The 16,308-nt window shown below is 66.9% G+C and carries 7 protein-coding genes; 5 read left to right on the top strand and 2 right to left on the bottom strand.

Annotation, left to right across the window (positions count from 1 at the left end; genetic code table 11):
• Positions 1-462 (bottom strand): PPE family protein (locus VGG53_RS15645; RefSeq protein WP_331518977.1); only part of this gene is annotated, 462 nt, incomplete at its 3' end.
• 4 nt (positions 463-466) lie between these two features.
• Positions 467-775, bottom strand: coding sequence for a PE family protein (locus VGG53_RS15640; protein ID WP_331518976.1), 309 nt, complete (start codon positions 773-775; stop codon positions 467-469).
• 298 nt (positions 776-1,073) lie between these two features.
• Between VGG53_RS15640 and VGG53_RS15635 the strand changes: the two genes are divergently transcribed.
• From VGG53_RS15635 to VGG53_RS15615, 5 genes are all read left to right on the top strand, one after another.
• Positions 1,074-1,784: a thioesterase II family protein gene (locus tag VGG53_RS15635; RefSeq protein WP_331518975.1), complete on the top strand. Its 711-nt coding sequence runs from the start codon at positions 1,074-1,076 to the stop codon at positions 1,782-1,784.
• Positions 1,785-2,442: 658 nt separating this feature from the next.
• Positions 2,443-4,188: an AMP-binding protein gene (locus tag VGG53_RS15630; RefSeq protein ID WP_331518974.1), complete on the top strand. Its 1,746-nt coding sequence runs from the start codon at positions 2,443-2,445 to the stop codon at positions 4,186-4,188.
• Between the two features lie 250 nt (positions 4,189-4,438).
• Positions 4,439-9,727, top strand: a complete 5,289-nt coding sequence (locus tag VGG53_RS15625) for a type I polyketide synthase (RefSeq protein WP_331518973.1) — start codon at positions 4,439-4,441, stop codon at positions 9,725-9,727.
• Positions 9,727-14,481 carry a type I polyketide synthase gene (locus VGG53_RS15620; protein ID WP_331518972.1) on the top strand — a complete coding sequence of 1,585 codons (4,755 nt, stop codon included), beginning with the start codon at positions 9,727-9,729 and terminating at the stop codon, positions 14,479-14,481. Before VGG53_RS15625 ends, VGG53_RS15620 begins: the two co-directional genes overlap by 1 nt.
• A 5-nt stretch (positions 14,482-14,486) precedes the next feature.
• On the top strand, positions 14,487-16,308 hold a 1,822-nt coding region (locus VGG53_RS15615; RefSeq protein ID WP_331518970.1), incomplete at its 3' end, for a type I polyketide synthase.

The raw sequence follows: 16,308 nt of genomic DNA, 5'->3' as shown, positions 1-16,308 counted from the left end.
GTAGGTGTCCATGCCCAGCGCGTCCTGGATCCACATGTCCAGGTACTCGGCCTCGTTCTGGGCGATCGCTCCGGTGTTTTGGCCGAGGAAGTTGTTGGACACCAAGGCGGTCAACTCCGCCCGGTTGGCGGCGATCAGCGGCGGCGGAACCATCGACGAGTATGCGGTCCCATAGGCGGCCGCAGCAGCCTTGGCCTGAGCCCCGGTCTGCGCGGCTTCGGTGGCGGTGGCCTGCAGCCAGGCGATATACGGCTCGGCCGCCGAGGCCATGTGTGCCGACGACGGACCCAGCCACGCACCGGTGGTCAGATTGGTGATCGCGGTCTGGTACTGGGTGGCGGTGGCTTCCAGGTCGGCCGCCAATCCATCCCATGCCGTCGCGGCCTCCAACAACGGACCGGACCCCGCGCCCTGATACATCAGCGCGGAGTTGATCTCCGGAGGTATCAGCGAAAAGCTCATCGACCTACGACCCGGACAGCCCGGATGCCGCGGCGTTGGCCGCTTCGGTCAGCGCGTAGGCGCCGGCACCGGAGCGCAGCGCGGCCACCAACTGCTCGTGCACCTCGGCGGCCTGGGCAGCGATCTGCTGATAGGTCGCGCCCTGCTGGCCGAACTGGGCTGCCGTCATCGCCGAGACGAGGTCCGAGGCCGCCGGGGCCAAGGCTGTCGTCGGCGCGGCCGCAGCTGAGTTGCGGGCCACCATCGCATCCCCGATTCCGGACAGCGTGCCTGCGGCACCCTGCAACACGTCCGGCTGTGTGGTTACGAACACTTTCCAACCTCCTGCAACGACCCGCCGACTCCGAAGATGAACAGTACTTCAGGTCGGTCGTTTGGATAGACCTCCCCTAAGGGCGATTGCCACCCGTGATGGCGGAGAAATCGTAAGCTTTTTTTGTGACCGGCGATAGCCGAATCGTCAAACGTATCGGCAGGAAACGACACAGATATTTCTCGGCTTTTTCACAGGTTCTGGAATTGTCGGCGCTGGTAGGTAGCCGATTGCCAACCCGAGTGATCGTCGCCGCGTCCTGCCGGGGTGGCCAGCTCGGAGACGGTATCGTTGCCGCGTGACCGGGCAGCCGCCGAAGCTCTACATCTTTCCGCACGCCGGGGGGTCGGCAGAATTTTACGTCCCCTTCGCCAAAGCCTTTGCCAGCGATATCAAACGTGTCGCCGTTCGGTATCCGGGCCGGGGCGGTAATCACGACCTTGGGTCGTTTACCACCATTCCCGATCTCGCCGACAAAGTTTGCCAGATGATCAAGCCACCGGACGATCCCGACGATAAGGTGGCGTTCTTCGGCCACAGCATGGGGGGGTTGCTGGCGTTCGAAGTCGCCCGCCGGTTCGAGGCGGCGGGCAGCTCGATTGCCGCCTTGTTCGTCTCGGCCGTCGCCGCACCCGGACGGGTCGGCTACGAGCACATTCCCGAGTCGGACCAAGGGTTGCTCCACGCGGTGAGCGAGATGACCGGGGTCAATCCGGAGTTTTTGGAGAACGAGGAATTCGCGGCCAGCATCCTGCCGACGCTGCGCGGTCTGAAGGCCATCTCGAAATACGATTGCCCGCCCGAGGAGAAGTTGTCCTGCCCCATCTCCGCGTTCCTGGGCGACGACGACGAAGTGGCCAGCTACCAGAAGGTGCTGCCGTGGTCGGAGCGCACAACGTCTGAGTTCAGCGTAAAAGTTTTTCCCGGCCACCATTTTTATCTGACCGACCACATAGCCGACCTTGTCGGCGAGATCGAACCCAAGATCTTGTCCTCTTGTAGCCATTGAGTTATATCGGCTAGATAAACTAGATAAAATGGGCGTTGCCAAAAGTGGCCTCCGCAAAGGCGATCCAGAAAGCAACATCGCATTAGCTGTCAAAAGCCTATCCAGCCAATGAATTGGACATTTTAACCAATAACTTAGACGTAACGGCTAATACCGATATCCGGCCGATGCCTCGGTCCGGCCGAGCCGTGGCATCCGCCGGGAAAGTGAATCAGGCCACACCACGTCCTCGGCGCGCTGGAGCCCAGCAAACCCCCTCTTGGATGGAGTTTTCGAGGAAAGAGCTCCGTCGAGGCGGCCAGGCCGCCGCCGCGACCGTCGCCCCGGATGCGGATGACCGCTGCCGGTGCAGCAAACCCCGTCGCTACCACGGGAAACTTTTCGATAAACGATTTAACTATTCAGAGCTATGCGAATTAGCTGACCCTCGGGTAGGGTTCGAACGTCGCGACTGGAGAGCGGACACCTTCAGGAGCGACCCACATAGCAAACCTATGGTCCCAGCAATGACGCTGGCGGGAACGGGCCTTCTGTTTGGCGCACGTATTACATTCTTGGGTTTTTGGTCCGAGAGGTGCGGGGCCCCTGTTAATCTCCTGCATCACAAGCGCCCGTCTAGTTGTGTCCGGGGCTCTAGATCTTAAGGGGTGGTGTCCCGATGGTAGTAACCGAAGCCTCTATTCCCGGAGTGCTGCGGGAGTGGGCCCGGCAGCAACCTGATGCGCCGGCCTACACCTACATCGACTACGAGATCGATCCGGCCGGCTACTCCCAAACGCTTACCTGGTCCGACCTCTACGGACGCGTGCAGGCGCTGGCCGCCGAGGTCGCATCCTATGGAGCGCCGGGGGATCGTGCAGCAATCCTCGCGCCGCAGGGCCTCGACTACGTCATCGGCTTCTACGCCGCGCTGGAGGCCGGGTTCGTCGCGGTGCCGCTGCCCGTCCCGCAGTTCGGCGCCCACGACGAGCGAGCTTCGGGAGCTTTGCAGGACTGTGCTCCCACGGTTTTGCTGACGACGACGGCGGTTGTCGACGACGTGGTCGGTCATGCCCGGCTGCTTCCGGGCAAGGCGCCCGCGCTGATCGAGATCGACAGCCTCGACCTCGATGCGGTGCCGAATTTCTCCGCCCCGGTCGCGCCGCGGACCAAAAACGCGGTGCTGCAGTACACCTCCGGCTCGACGCGTTCGCCCGCGGCCGTGGTGGTCACCCACAAGAACATCCTGGCCAACGTCCAGCAGGTGCGCGAGGACTACTTCGAGGCCGAGGGAGCAATTCCCCCGTCGGACACCACGCTGGTGTCATGGCTGCCGGTTTATCACGACATGGGTCTGCTGCTGGGCATCACCGGTGCGCTGACGATGGGCCTGCACTCGGTGCTGATGAGCCCGATGGCGTTTTTGCAGCGCCCCGCCCGGTGGATTCAGCAGCTGGCCAAGAACACCCGCACGTTCACCGCGGTGCCGAACTTCGCGTTCGAGCTTGCCGCGCGGCGGACCACCGACGAGGACATGGCCGGCCTCGACTTGTCCGGCGTGCACACCGTGCTGTCCGGCAGCGAGCGGGTACACGCCGCGACGATCCGGCGCTTCATCGACCGGTTCTCGGAATTCGGCTTCCCGGCCGGCTCGCTGAAGCCGTCCTACGGTCTGGCCGAGGCGATGGTCTACGTGAACTCATCCGGACCCGGCCGCCCCCCGACCGTCGCCACCTTCGACTACGAGAAGCTGTCCGCCGGGCACGCTGAGGCCTGCGAAAACCAGCCCGGAGTCGAGCTGGTCAGTGTGGGCGTCCCGCGTGCGTCGACGATTCGCATCGTCGACCCGGAGACCCGCGTCGAGAACCCGGCCGGCATGGTCGGCGAGATCTGGCTGCACGGCGACAACATCGCCGCCGGCTACTGGCGCAAGCCGCAACAGACCCAGAAGACCTTCGGTGGTCAGCTTGTCGACCCCTCGTCCGGCACGCCGCTGGGCCCATGGCTTCGCACCGGTGACCTGGGCACCATCTACGACGGCGAGCTGTTCATCATCGGCCGCATCAAGGACCTGCTGATTGTCGACGGGCGTAACCACTACCCCGACGACATCGAGGCCACGACTCAGGAGATCAGCGGGGGCCGCGTCGCGGCGATCTCCATCGAGGACGGTCGCAGCGAGCGGCTGGTCGTGATCGCGGAGATGAAGGACCGGGGAAACTCCGGAGAAATGCAGGAACGGCTTCGCGCGGTGAGAGCACAAGTGACGTCTGCCATTTCGAAGTCGCACGGACTGCGGGTGACCGACCTCGTATTGGTTCCGCCCGGCTCGATCCCTATTACCACCAGCGGGAAGATCCGCCGTTCCTCGTGTGTTGAGGTCTACCGGCAGGACGACTTCAGCCGTTTGGATTCCACTGCGTGACGCTTGTCGGCAATGCCGACAGGTCTACGCGCAGTGAGATCCAGGCGGCTTTACACCGCAGCGGGAGTAAAGCCGATGTCATCAAACGAGCCGAGTGGCGGTAACATCAGTCACTCCGGCTGGGACGAACGTTGTGGGCGCGACGAAGCGAACCGACTGGATACGCCCGGATGACATCGGTGGGCGGGGCCGCGTTTCTCGCACACGGTGTGCTACTGCAACAACTTTCCGACAGACCGGGGGGAGCGCGATGACTGCTGCACCGTCGGACCGTCGCGCCATCATCACCGAGGCATTGCGCAAAATCGATGACCTGACAGCGCGGCTCGAGATCGCCGAAAAGGGCGATACCGAACCGATCGCCGTGGTGGGAATGGGTTGCCGGCTCCCCGGCGGGGCGAATACTCCCGATCAGTTCTGGCGGCTGCTGCAAGACGGCGCGAGCGGCATCGTTCAGGTCCCGGCCGGGCGCTGGGACGCCGACGCGTTCTACTCCGACGACCACTCGATACCGGGGACGATCGTCAGCAAAGAGGGCGGCTTCCTCACCTCCTGGCGACCCGACGAGTTCGACGCCGAGTTCTTCGGCATCTCCCCGCGCGAGGCCGCGGCGATGGACCCCCAGCAGCGGCTGTTACTCGAAGTCACTTGGGAGGCACTGGAAAACGCGGGCATCACCGCGCCGATGATCCGTGGCAGCCAGACCTCGGTGTTCGTCGGCATGACCACCTACGACTACACCCTGACGCTGGCCGGCCGGCTGCCACCGGAAGAGGTCGACCCGCACGTCCCGTTCGGGAACGCGGCGAACTTTGCGGCCGGACGGCTGTCCTACTTCCTGGGTGCCCACGGCCCGGCGGTGGTGCTCGACACCGCCTGCTCGTCGTCGCTGGTCACCGTCCACCTGGCCTGTCAGAGCCTGCGCCGACGGGAAAGCGATCAGGCGCTGGTGGCCGGGGTCAACTTGATGCTCAGCCCGGAAAACAGTGTTGCCACCTCGCGGTGGGGGATGCTGGCCCCCGATGGCCGGTGCAAGACCTTCGACGCCAGCGCCGACGGCTATGTCCGCAGCGAGGGCTGCGGCGTCGTGGTGCTCAAACGGCTCAGCGACGCGGTGCGCGACGGCGATTCGGTGTTGGCGGTGGTGCGCGGTTCGGCGGTCAACCAGGACGGACCCAGCAGCGGGCAGACGGTGCCCAGCGGTCCGGCGCAGCAGGCCGTGGTGCGGGCGGCGTTGGCGGCGGCGCGGCTGGAACCGTCGGACATCGACTACATCGAGGCGCACGGCACCGGCACCGCGTTGGGCGACCCGATCGAACTGGGCGCACTGCACCAGGTCTTCGGCGAGCGGAACGGCTCGGCGCCACTGGTGCTGGGTTCGGTCAAGACCAACCTGGGCCACCTCGAGTCGGCCGCCGGAATCGCCGGTTTCATCAAAACCGTGCTCACCGTGCGGCACGGTTACATTCCCCGGCATCTGCATTTCACCGAGCTGACTCCGAATGCCGTCGAGGGTGCGTCGAAGTTCACCATCGCTGCCGACGGTATGGACTGGCCCGCAGCAGGGCGTGCGCGTCGGGCCGGGGTGTCGTCCTTCGGGGTCAGCGGCACCAACGCCCACGTCGTCATCGAGCAAGCTCCGGACACCGAAGCTGTTGCCGTACAACCAGAACCAGTGATCAGCACCCTGGTGGTGTCGGGCAAGAGCCCGGCGCGTATCGCGTCGACGGCCGCGACGCTGGCCGACTGGATGATCGGCGAGGGCGCCGCCGTGCCGCTGGCCGATGTGGCCCACACACTCAACCATCACCGCACCCAACACAAGAACTTCGCCACGGTGTGCGCGCGTGACCGTGCCCACGCCGTCGCCGCGCTGCAGGCGTTGGCGGCCGGCCAGTCGGCGGCAGGCCTGGTCGGTGCCCACGAAGGGTTGTGCAAGCCCGGCAGGGTCTTCGTTTATTCGGGCCAGGGTTCACAGTGGGCCGGCATGGGACGCCAGTTGCTCACCGACGAGCCGGCATTCGCTGCGGCAGTCGACGACCTCGAGCCGCTGTTCGTCGAGCACATGAGGTTCTCCCTGCAGCAAGTTCTGACCGAGGGCCGGCGGGTGAGCGGAGACGCGCGCGTCCAGCCGGTGCTGATGGGTCTGCAGTTGGCATTGACCGAGTTGTGGCGCTCCTACGGCGTGGAACCCGATGCGGTAATTGGACATTCGATGGGGGAGATCACCGCGGCCGTGGTGGCCGGGGCGCTGACCCCCGACGAGGGCCTGCGGGTCATCGGCATTCGTTCCCGGCTGATGTCGCGGCTGGCCGGCCAGGGCGCGGTCGGTCTGTTGGAGATGGACGCCGAAGCGGCTGAAAATCTGCTCGTCGACTATCCGGACGTCAGTGTGGCCGGCTATCTGTCGCCCCGCCAAACCGTGGTTGCCGGCTCGGTGGCACAGGTCGACGCGGCGATCGTCGCGGTGAGCGAGCGGGAGCGTTTCGCGCGACGGGTGAACATGGAAGTCGCCTCGCATACCGCGCTGATGGATCCCATCCTGCCCGAATTGCGTTCGGCGCTGGCAGATCTGACGCCCAAGCCGGCGACGATTCCGTTCATCTCCACCGTCTCCGACCCGACGCAGCCGGCTACCCTGGACGCCGACTACTGGGTTGCCAATGTGCGTCAGCCGGTCCGGCTGCACCAAGCCATCAGCGTCGCCGCCGAGCAGCACGCCACGTTCGTCGAAATCAGCCCGCATCCCACGCTGACGCACGCCGTGACCGAGACGCTGGAGTCCGTCCACCATCACAGCCTTGGGACGTTGTTGCGCAAGGGCGATGACACGGTGAGCTTCCACACCAACCTCAACAGCACGCACGTCATGCGTCCACCCACGCTGTCGCACCCGCCCGAGCCGCATCCCGTTCTGCCGAGCGCGCCGTGGCATCACACCCAGCACTGGATCAGCGCCGCGGAATTCGTGAAGACTGCCGAGTCTGCGCCCCAGCCCGGCACTCTGCTCGGTCAGCACATCCCGGTCGCCGCCACACCGCCGACGCATCTGTGGCAGGCACGGCTGACGCCGACGACCAAACCCTATCCGGGGTCGCACCACAACAACGGCGTGGAGATTATTCCGATATCGGTTCTGCTGCAGACGCTTTCGGTGGCCGCAGCCGAGTGCGACGCAACCGCACTGTCTGACATCCGGTTCGAATATCCGGTCGTCGTCGACGAGCCGCGCGTCGTTCAGGTGGTCGCCGACGGTGCGTCCGTCACGGTGTCGTCGAGTGCGGCTGGCGCCCAGCGTTGGGTCCGACACGCCACCGCTCGGATCGCCGATAGTCAGGATGCCTCGCCGGACGTCGCGGTGGCCGCTCCGGGTGAGACCGGCGGCGATTTCGCCGACGACTCGGTGACATCGCTGTGGCAGACCTGGGGCAGCCAAGGCCGCCCGTTCGGATGGTCGATCGGCTCCTGCAAGTCGGCGGCCGGCGAGTTGCTCGCCGACGTCGAGCTGACCCAAGCCTCCTCAGTTGCGTTGCTGGACGCCGCTATTCACATCGGCCGGCTGCTGGACAGTGCCAACCCGCGGTTGATGGTTCCGGCCGCGGTCGCAGCTGTCCACTTCGCCGCCGAACTGGCCGACCCGCGCGGCCACGTCGAGGTACGCCGCCGCGGCGGCGACGACGAAGAGCTCGTCGTCGACATCACGCTGACCGCATCGGACGGTAGCCCCTGCATCGAGGTGCGCGGACTCCGCTACGCGGCAGTGGATTCGAGTGCGGCCGCCGACCGCAACGACGATCCCGCCGCGATGGTGCACACGCTCGACTGGCAGCCCTTCACACCCGATGAGGGTCACGACGGCCACCTGCTCGACGGCAGGGTTGCGGTGCTGGGCCAGAAGGACACTGGGGCCGGCACGCTGCACGACGGTCTGGCCCGCGCCGGCTACTCGCCGGCCACTACCGCCGATGCGCGTTACGTCCTGTATGTCGCCGAATCCCGTTCCGGTGAAGCCGATGTCGACGCCGCGGTGCGGATGTCGATGGAACTGGTCGACTTGGTGGGCGGGCTGGCCGAGCGAAACGAAAGCCACCCGGTGACGCTGTGGATCATCACTCGTGGTGTCCGCGAGGGCAGTTCGGACGCGGCGGTCGCGCAGAGCCCGATGTGGGGAACCGCGGGTGTCATCCGGGCCGAGCAGCCGCAGTTGTGGGGCGGCCTGGTCGACCTGCCCGACGGCGTGGACATCGGCGATCTGGTGCCGGCGCTGCCCACGGTTTTGCGGACGCCCGCGAAATCGATTCTGGCCCTGCGCGACGGTGAATTCCTGGCGCCGGCCCTCAAACAGGTGGACGGTGCGCCGGCGCGCGAGCCGTTGCGCTGCCGCCCGGATGCGGCGTACCTGATCACCGGTGGCCTGGGCGCACTCGGTCTGTTGACGGCCGGCTGGCTCGCCGACCACGGCGCGCGCCGGGTGATACTCGCCGGCCGCACCGCGTTGCCGCCCCGGCGCGATTGGGACAGCGGCGCCAACGACGCCGACACCAAGCAGAAGATCGACGCGGTGCGGGCGCTGGAGATGCGCGGCGTCGCCGTGGAGGCGGTGGCACTCGACGTCGGTTCGCCCGAGGCCATGCAGGCTCTGCTGGCCAAACGCGATGCCGAAGGCGCGGTACCGATACGCGGCGTCGTGCACGGCGCCGGTATCACCGACGCCCAGCTGTTCACCGAGCTCGACGAAGACCGCCTGCGGCACACGGTATGGCCGAAGATCGCCGGCGCGCAGGTGCTGCATCAGGCCTTCCCGCCCGGCAGCCTGGACTTCTTGTTCCTGACCGCCGCGGCCGGCGCGGTGTTCGGTGTCCCGGGTCAGGGCGCCTACGCGGCGGCCAACGCCTATCTCGACGGCCTGGCCCAGTTGCGTCACCGGCAGGGCTGCCACACCGTCAGCCAGGACTGGGTGGCCTGGCGCGGGCTCGGCTTCGGCGCCGAAGCGCAGATCGCCCTGCAAGAACTCGAGCGGCTCGGCTCACGGCCCATCACCGCCGACGAGGCCTTCGCGGCCTGGGATCACCTGGCGCGCTACGACATCGCGCAGGCCGTCATGGCTCCGCTGCCGTCGACGGACGTCTCGGCGGCAGTCGAACCGCAGTCGACCGGACCGGCTTGGTCGGAGATGGCCGCCGAGGACGTGATTCGTGAGCTGCAGTCCGGGCTGCGGGCCATCCTCGCCCGTGAACTGCAGATGCCCGAGGCAGAGCTGGAGCCGGACCGGCCGTTTGCTGAGCTGGGCCTCAACTCGGTGATGGCGATGTCGGTTCGTCGGGACACCGAGCAGTTCGTCGGCATCGAGCTGTCCGCGACGATGCTGTTCAACTACCCGACTATCGTGGCACTCGCGGAGCACCTGGCGAAAAAGGTTTTGCCGCAGACAGAAACGGACAGCGATATCGACGTGCTGGGGGAATCGGACGGCGGCGTGCTCAGCGAGCTGTTCGACAGCGTGGAGTCGGCACCGGCTGGCAGTGAGAGGGGTCTGTGATGACGTCGTCGTACGACGAAGAAGCACTACGGCACTGGCTGGCTGACTATCTCGTCACGAACGTCGGATGCAGCCCCTACGACATCGACTTCGACGCCCCGATGAGCGACCTCGGTCTGGGTTCGCGCGACGCGGTTGTGCTCTCCGGCGAGCTGTCCGAGCTGCTCGGCCGCAAAGTGTCACCCGTCGAGTTCTGGCAGCACCCGACGATCGCCGACCTGGCCCGGTTTCTGACCGGCACCGAATCCTTTGCCGCCGAGGCCGAGGCCGAGCCCGACCGCGCTCACCTCGACGAGCCGATCGCGGTCATCGGTCTGGGCTGCCGATTCCCCGGCGGCGTCGCCGGCCCGGACGAGTTCTGGCAGTTCATCTGCGACGGCAAAAACGGGGTTACCGAGGTGCCGCCGGAGCGCTGGGCGCCGTTCGACGACGGGACGCCGGAGGTCGCGGCGACGCTGGCTAACACCACCCGCTACGGCGGATACATGGACAACCTCGACGAATTCGACGCCGAATTCTTCGACATCTCCACCCGCGAAGCCGCCAAGATGGATCCGCAGCAGCGCATGCTGCTCGAAGTCGCTTGGGAGGCACTGGAACACGCGGGCATTCCGCCGAGCACGCTGCGCCGCTCGCAGACCGGCGTCTTCGCCGGCGCGTGCTACACCGACTACGGATACGTGGCCGGGATGGACCTGACCAATGTCGACGCGTGGAGCAATTCCGGTGGCGCGCTGAGCATCATCGCCAACCGGCTGTCGTACTTTTTGGATCTGCGCGGGCCTTCGGTGACCGTTGACACCGCGTGCTCGTCGTCGATCGTCGCCCTGCACCTGGCCTGCCAGAGCCTGCGCATCGGGGACTCCGACGTGGCGCTGGCGGCCGGGGTGAACCTGATGCTGGCGCCCTCGGTGGTCCGTGCTTTCGACCAGACCGGTGCGTTGTCGGCCACCGGCGCGTGCCACGCCTTCGACGCGGACGCCGACGGCTTCATCCGTGGCGAGGGCTGCGGCGTGGTGGTGCTCAAGCGGCTCAGCGTCGCGGTGCGCGACGGCGACCGGGTGCTGGCGGTGGTGCGCGGTTCGGCGGTCAACCAGGACGGTCGGTCCAACGGCTTGCTCGCGCCTAACCCCGCCGCCCAGATGGCGGTGCTGCGTTCGGCATACGTCAACGCGGGTGTGCCGCCGCAAGAAGTCGACTATGTCGAGGCGCACGGAACGGGCACGCCGCTGGGCGACCCGATCGAGGCGCGCGCGCTCGGCACGGTGTTGGGACGCGGTCGCCCCGAAGACGCGCCGCTGCTGATCGGCACCGTCAAGACGAACATCGGCCATCTGGAGGCCGCGGCCGGCATGGCGGGCTTGATCAAAGCGGTGCTCGCGGTGCAGCAGGGCAGCATTCCGCCGAATCTGCACTTCAACGCTCCCAATGCGCACATCCCTTTCGATCAGTTGCGTCTGAAAGTGGTTGTCGAGCAACAACAATGGCCTCAGACGCAGCATCCGCGGCGGGCAGGCGTTTCGTCGTTCGGGTTCGGTGGCACCAACGCGCATGCGGTGATCGAGCAGGCCCCCGCGGCCATGCCGGTGATCCGCGAAGCCGACCCGACGGTGACCACGTTGGTGGTGTCGGGCAAGTCGCCGGAGCGGATCGCCTCGCAGGCCGGTTCGCTGGCCGCCTGGCTGCAGGGTGCCGGTGCCGATGTGCGACTGCCCGATGTGGCTCACACGCTGAACTATCACCGCGAGCGCCACGCTCAGTTCGCGACCGTCTGCGCCCGCGACCGGGCCCAGGTGGTTTCGCAGTTGCAGGCGCTGGCCGACGGCCGGCCTGCCGACGGCGTCGTGGCTGTGCATGATGGTCCGTGCCGGCCCGGCACGGTGTTCGTGTACTCCGGACAGGGCTCGCACTGGGCGGGCATGGGTCGGCAATTGCTGGCTGACGAGCCGGTGTTCGCCGAGGCGATCGCTGAGTTGGACCCGATTTTCGTTGAGCAGGTTGGGTTTTCACTGCAGCAGATCATCGCCAACGGCGAGTCGATCAGCGGCGATGCGCAGGTCCAACCGGTGCTGATGGGATTGCAGCTGGCGCTGACCGAGGTATGGCGTTCCTACGGGGTGCATCCGGATGCGGTGATCGGCCATTCGATGGGCGAGATCACCGCGGCGGTGGTCGCCGGGGCGCTCAGCGTCGTCGAGGGGCTGCGGGTGATCGCCATCCGTTCGCAGTTGATGTCACGGCTCGCCGGCCAGGGTGCGGTGGGTTTGCTCAAACTCGACCCCGAAGCAACCGCGGAGCTGATCATCGGATATCCCGAAGTCAGTGTGGCGGGCTATATTTCGCCGCGTGAAACGGTGATCGCCGGCCCGGTGGCCGGGGTCAACGCGGTGATCGCTGCGGTGAGCGCGCAGAACCGTTTCGCCCGTCGGGTCAACATGGAGGTTGCCTCGCACACCGCCTTTATGGACCCGATCCTGAACGAATTGCGCACGGCCCTCGAAGATTTGACGCCCGAAATCCCGACGATCCCGTTCTACTCGACGGTCACCGAGGGTGCCACATCGGCTCTGCTGGATGCCGACTACTGGGTGGCCAACGTGCGTCAGCCGGCGCTGCTCAGCCAGGCCGTCGCCGCCGCCGCCGAAGAACACGGGACGTTCATCGAGGTCAGCGCGCATCCGATCCTCACGCATGCGGTCGGTGACACGCTGGATCCCACCAGCCACCACCACAGCGTGGGCACGCTGTGGCGCGATGGCGACGACACAGTGCGCTTCCATACCAACCTCAACACCGTCCACACCAGTCATCCGCCGCAAACCCCGCATCCGGTCGAGCCGCATCCGGTGCTGCCGACCACGCCGTGGCACCACGGCCACCACTGGGTCAACCCCCGGCCGGTGACACCGGTCAGACAGGTTGCCGCCGTTGGTGATCCGGGTGCGCATGCCGACGGGCCGATTCCGTCGGAGTGGTACTGCCAGCTGGCCTGGCCGGCCCGCGAATTGTCCGGGCTCAACAGCGACCACGACAGCTCGTGGCTGGTGATCACCGACTCCGGGCTGGGCGCCGAGATCGGCCGTGTCCTCGGCGGCGAATTCGCCGCGGCAGTGCAGCCGACGTCGTTGCTGGCCGAAGGTGCCGACGCGGCGGCGATCACCGACGCGCTGGCCGGGGTGACGCACGTGCTGTATGCACCGCAGCCGGCCGGCGGGCAGTTCGATGCCGAAGCGGGATACCACTTCTTCAACGCCGCACGGCGGTTGGCCGCGGCCATCGCCGACGTGGGCGTGCCGCCGCGGCTGTATCTGTTGACCCGCAACGCCCAGCCGGTCGGTGAAGGCGACCGGGCCAACCCCGCCCACGCGGTGTTGTGGGGCCTGGGCCGCACGCTGGCGCTGGAGCATCCCGAATTCTGGGGCCGGGTCATCGATGTCGACGAGTCGGTGCCCGACGGGCTGGCTGCATTCTATGTGACCGACGAGGCGCGGGCCGGCGATGACGAGGATCAGGTCGTCTACCGGGCTGGTGTGCGTCGGGTGCCACGGCTGCAGAAGGGATATGCGCCGTCGACCGCGCCTGCCGCATTGGACAAGGACCGCAGCTATCTGGTCATCGGCGCGACCGGCAACATCGGGCCGCACCTGATCCAGCAGCTGGCCGACTCCGGCGCGGGCACCGTCGTCGCGGTGTCGCGCAACCCGGGTTCACGCCTCGACGATCTGGCCGCCGCGCTGGCGCCGGCCGGCACCACCCTGGTGACGGCGGCCGCCGACGCGGCAGACGAATCCGCGATGAGCGCGCTGTTCGACCGCTTCGGTGCAGACCTGCCACCGCTGGCCGGCATCTACGTCGCGGCCTTCGGCGGTGGGCCGATCACGTTGCTGGACATGACGAATGACGACGTCACCGCGATGTTCCGGCCCAAGCTGGATGTGGTGTCGCTGCTGCACCTGCTGTCGCTGCGTCACTCGATCGACCAGTTTGTGCTGTTCTCGTCGATCTCCGGGCTGACCGGATCGCGTTGGCTGGCGCACTACACGGCGACGACCACGTTCCTGGACTCCTTCGCGCTTGCCCGCCGGGCCGCCGGTCTTCCGGCCACCGCGATCAACTGGGGACTCTGGAAGTCGTTGTCCGACAATCAATCCGACGAGGAGCGTCAGGTCACCCTGGCTTCTGGTCTGGAGCCGATGGCCGACGAGGTCGCTATCCGGGCACTGCCGTTGCTCACCGGATCCGGTGCTCCGGCCCGACCGACGGTCGTCGCTGCCGACTGGGACTTGCTGGCCACCGCGTATCGCACCAGGACGGCGCTGCGCATCGTGGACGACCTGCTGACCAGTGACGCAGGCGATGAGGGTACGGCACTGCGCAGCACCGAGTTCCGGGATGCGTTGCGCGACGCCGAACCAACGCGGCGCCGCGGCATTCTGGTCGATCTCGTCACCGCGCAGGTCGTCGCGGCGATGGGGTTGGCGTCGTCGCAGCTACTCGATCCGGCAGCGGGCTTCTTCCAGTCCGGCATGGATTCGCTGATGAGCGTGACCCTGCAGCGTGCCCTCTCGGACAGCCTGGGCGAGACGCTGCCCGCGTCGGTGGTGTTCGACTATCCGACCGTCGAGGCGCTGTCGGACTACTTGGCCACCATCCTTCCGGAGGTGGCCGAAGCCGCTGAGGTCGAAAGCGCCGACGACTACGAGGACTTCAGCGATGACGAACTCCTCAAAGAGCTTTCCGAAAGGCTGGGTTGAGCGGGATGAGCGCACCGCCAGATCGTCGGGCGATCATCACCGAGGCGCTACGCAAGATCGATGACCTGACGGCGCGGCTGGAGATCGCCGAAAAGGCCGACGTCGAACCGATCGCCGTGGTCGGCATGGCTTGCCGGCTGCCCGGTGGCGTGAGCACTCCCGCCGAGTACTGGCAACTGCTGCACGACGGGGCCAGCGGCGTGATTCGGGTACCCGAAGACCGCTGGGATGCCGATGCCTACTTCTCCGAAGACCACACCCGGCCCGGCACGATCAGCAACCGCGAGGGCGGATTCCTCACCTCGTGGCGACCCGACGAATTCGACGCCGAGTTCTTCGGCATCTCCCCGCGCGAAGCAGTCGCGATGGACCCCCAGCAGCGACTGTTGCTCGAAGTCTCTTGGGAGGCTCTGGAAAACGCCGGTGTCACGCCCAAGTCGATTCGCAACACCCAGACCGGGATCTATGTCGGTCTGACCACCAGTGACTACTACTGGCTTTCGACGGACGGCGGGGTGCGCCCGGAAGACTTCGACCCGTACCTGCCGTTCGGTAACGCCTCGAATTTCGCCGCGGGACGGTTGTCGTATTTCCTGGGGGTGCACGGCCCGGCTGTGGTCCTCGACACCGCCTGCTCGTCGTCGCTGGTCGCCATCCACCTGGCCTGCCAGAGCCTGCGCCGCCGTGAAACGGATCAGGCGCTGGCCGCCGGGACCAACCTGATTCTCACGCCGGAGAACAGCATCGCCTGCTCACGGTGGGGCATGCTGGCTCCCGACGGCCAGTGCAAGACCTTCGACGCCTCCGCCAACGGCTATGTGCGTAGCGAAGGTTGCGGCGTGGTGGTGCTCAAGCGGCTCAGTGATGCAGTGCGCGACGGGGATTCGGTGTTAGCCCTGGTCCGGGGTTCTGCGGTCAACCAGGACGGGCCGAGCAGCGGACAGACCGTGCCCAGTGGTCCGGCCCAGCAGGCAGTCCTGCGTGCGGCGCTCGCGTCGGCGCGGCTGCAGCCGTCCGAGATCGACTACATCGAGGCACATGGCACCGGCACCGCACTGGGCGACCCGATCGAACTCGACGCCCTGAGCCAGGTTTTCGGCGAACGCGACGACTCGGCGCCGCTGGTGCTGGGATCGGTCAAGACCAACCTGGGCCACCTGGAGAACTCCGCGGGTATCGCCGGCTTCATCAAGACCGTGCTCAGCATGAACCACGGCTACATTCCGCCGCACCTGCACTTCAGCGAGCTCACGCCGAACGCCGGTGCCGGCGCATCCCGGTTCACCATCGCCGCCGACGGAATGCCGTGGCCGGAAGCGAACCGGCCGCGCCGGGCGGGAGTGTCCTCGTTCGGGGTCAGCGGCACCAACGCGCACATCGTCGTCGAGCAGGCGCCAGGCGCCGGAGCCCCAAAAGATATTGCCGCACAACCGGAGCCGGTGATCAGCACGCTGGTGATCTCCGGGAAAACCCCCGCGCGCGTCGCGCCGATGGCCGCGATGCTGGCCGACTGGCTGACCGATGCGGGTGCCGGCGTGCCGCTGGCCGATGTCGCGCACACCGTCAACAACTACCGCGGTCGATACCGCAGCTTTGCGGCGGTGTCCGCGCGTGACCATGCCCAGGCGGTGGCCGGGCTGCGGGCGCTGGCCGCCGGTGAACCCGCGACGGGCGTGGTGGAACCCAGCGAGGCGCCGCATGGTTCGGGCACGGTGTTTGTGTATTCGGGTCAGGGTTCGCAGTGGGCGGGGATGGGTCGGCAGTTGTTGGCTGATGAGCCGGCGTTTGCTGCGGCGGTGGCTGAGTTGGAGCCTGATTTTGTTGCGC

Origin of the sequence: Mycobacterium sp., assembly GCF_036490025.1 — a bacterium.
GTDB lineage: Bacteria > Actinomycetota > Actinomycetes > Mycobacteriales > Mycobacteriaceae > Mycobacterium.
This window is presented reverse-complemented; position numbering and strand designations above follow the sequence as displayed.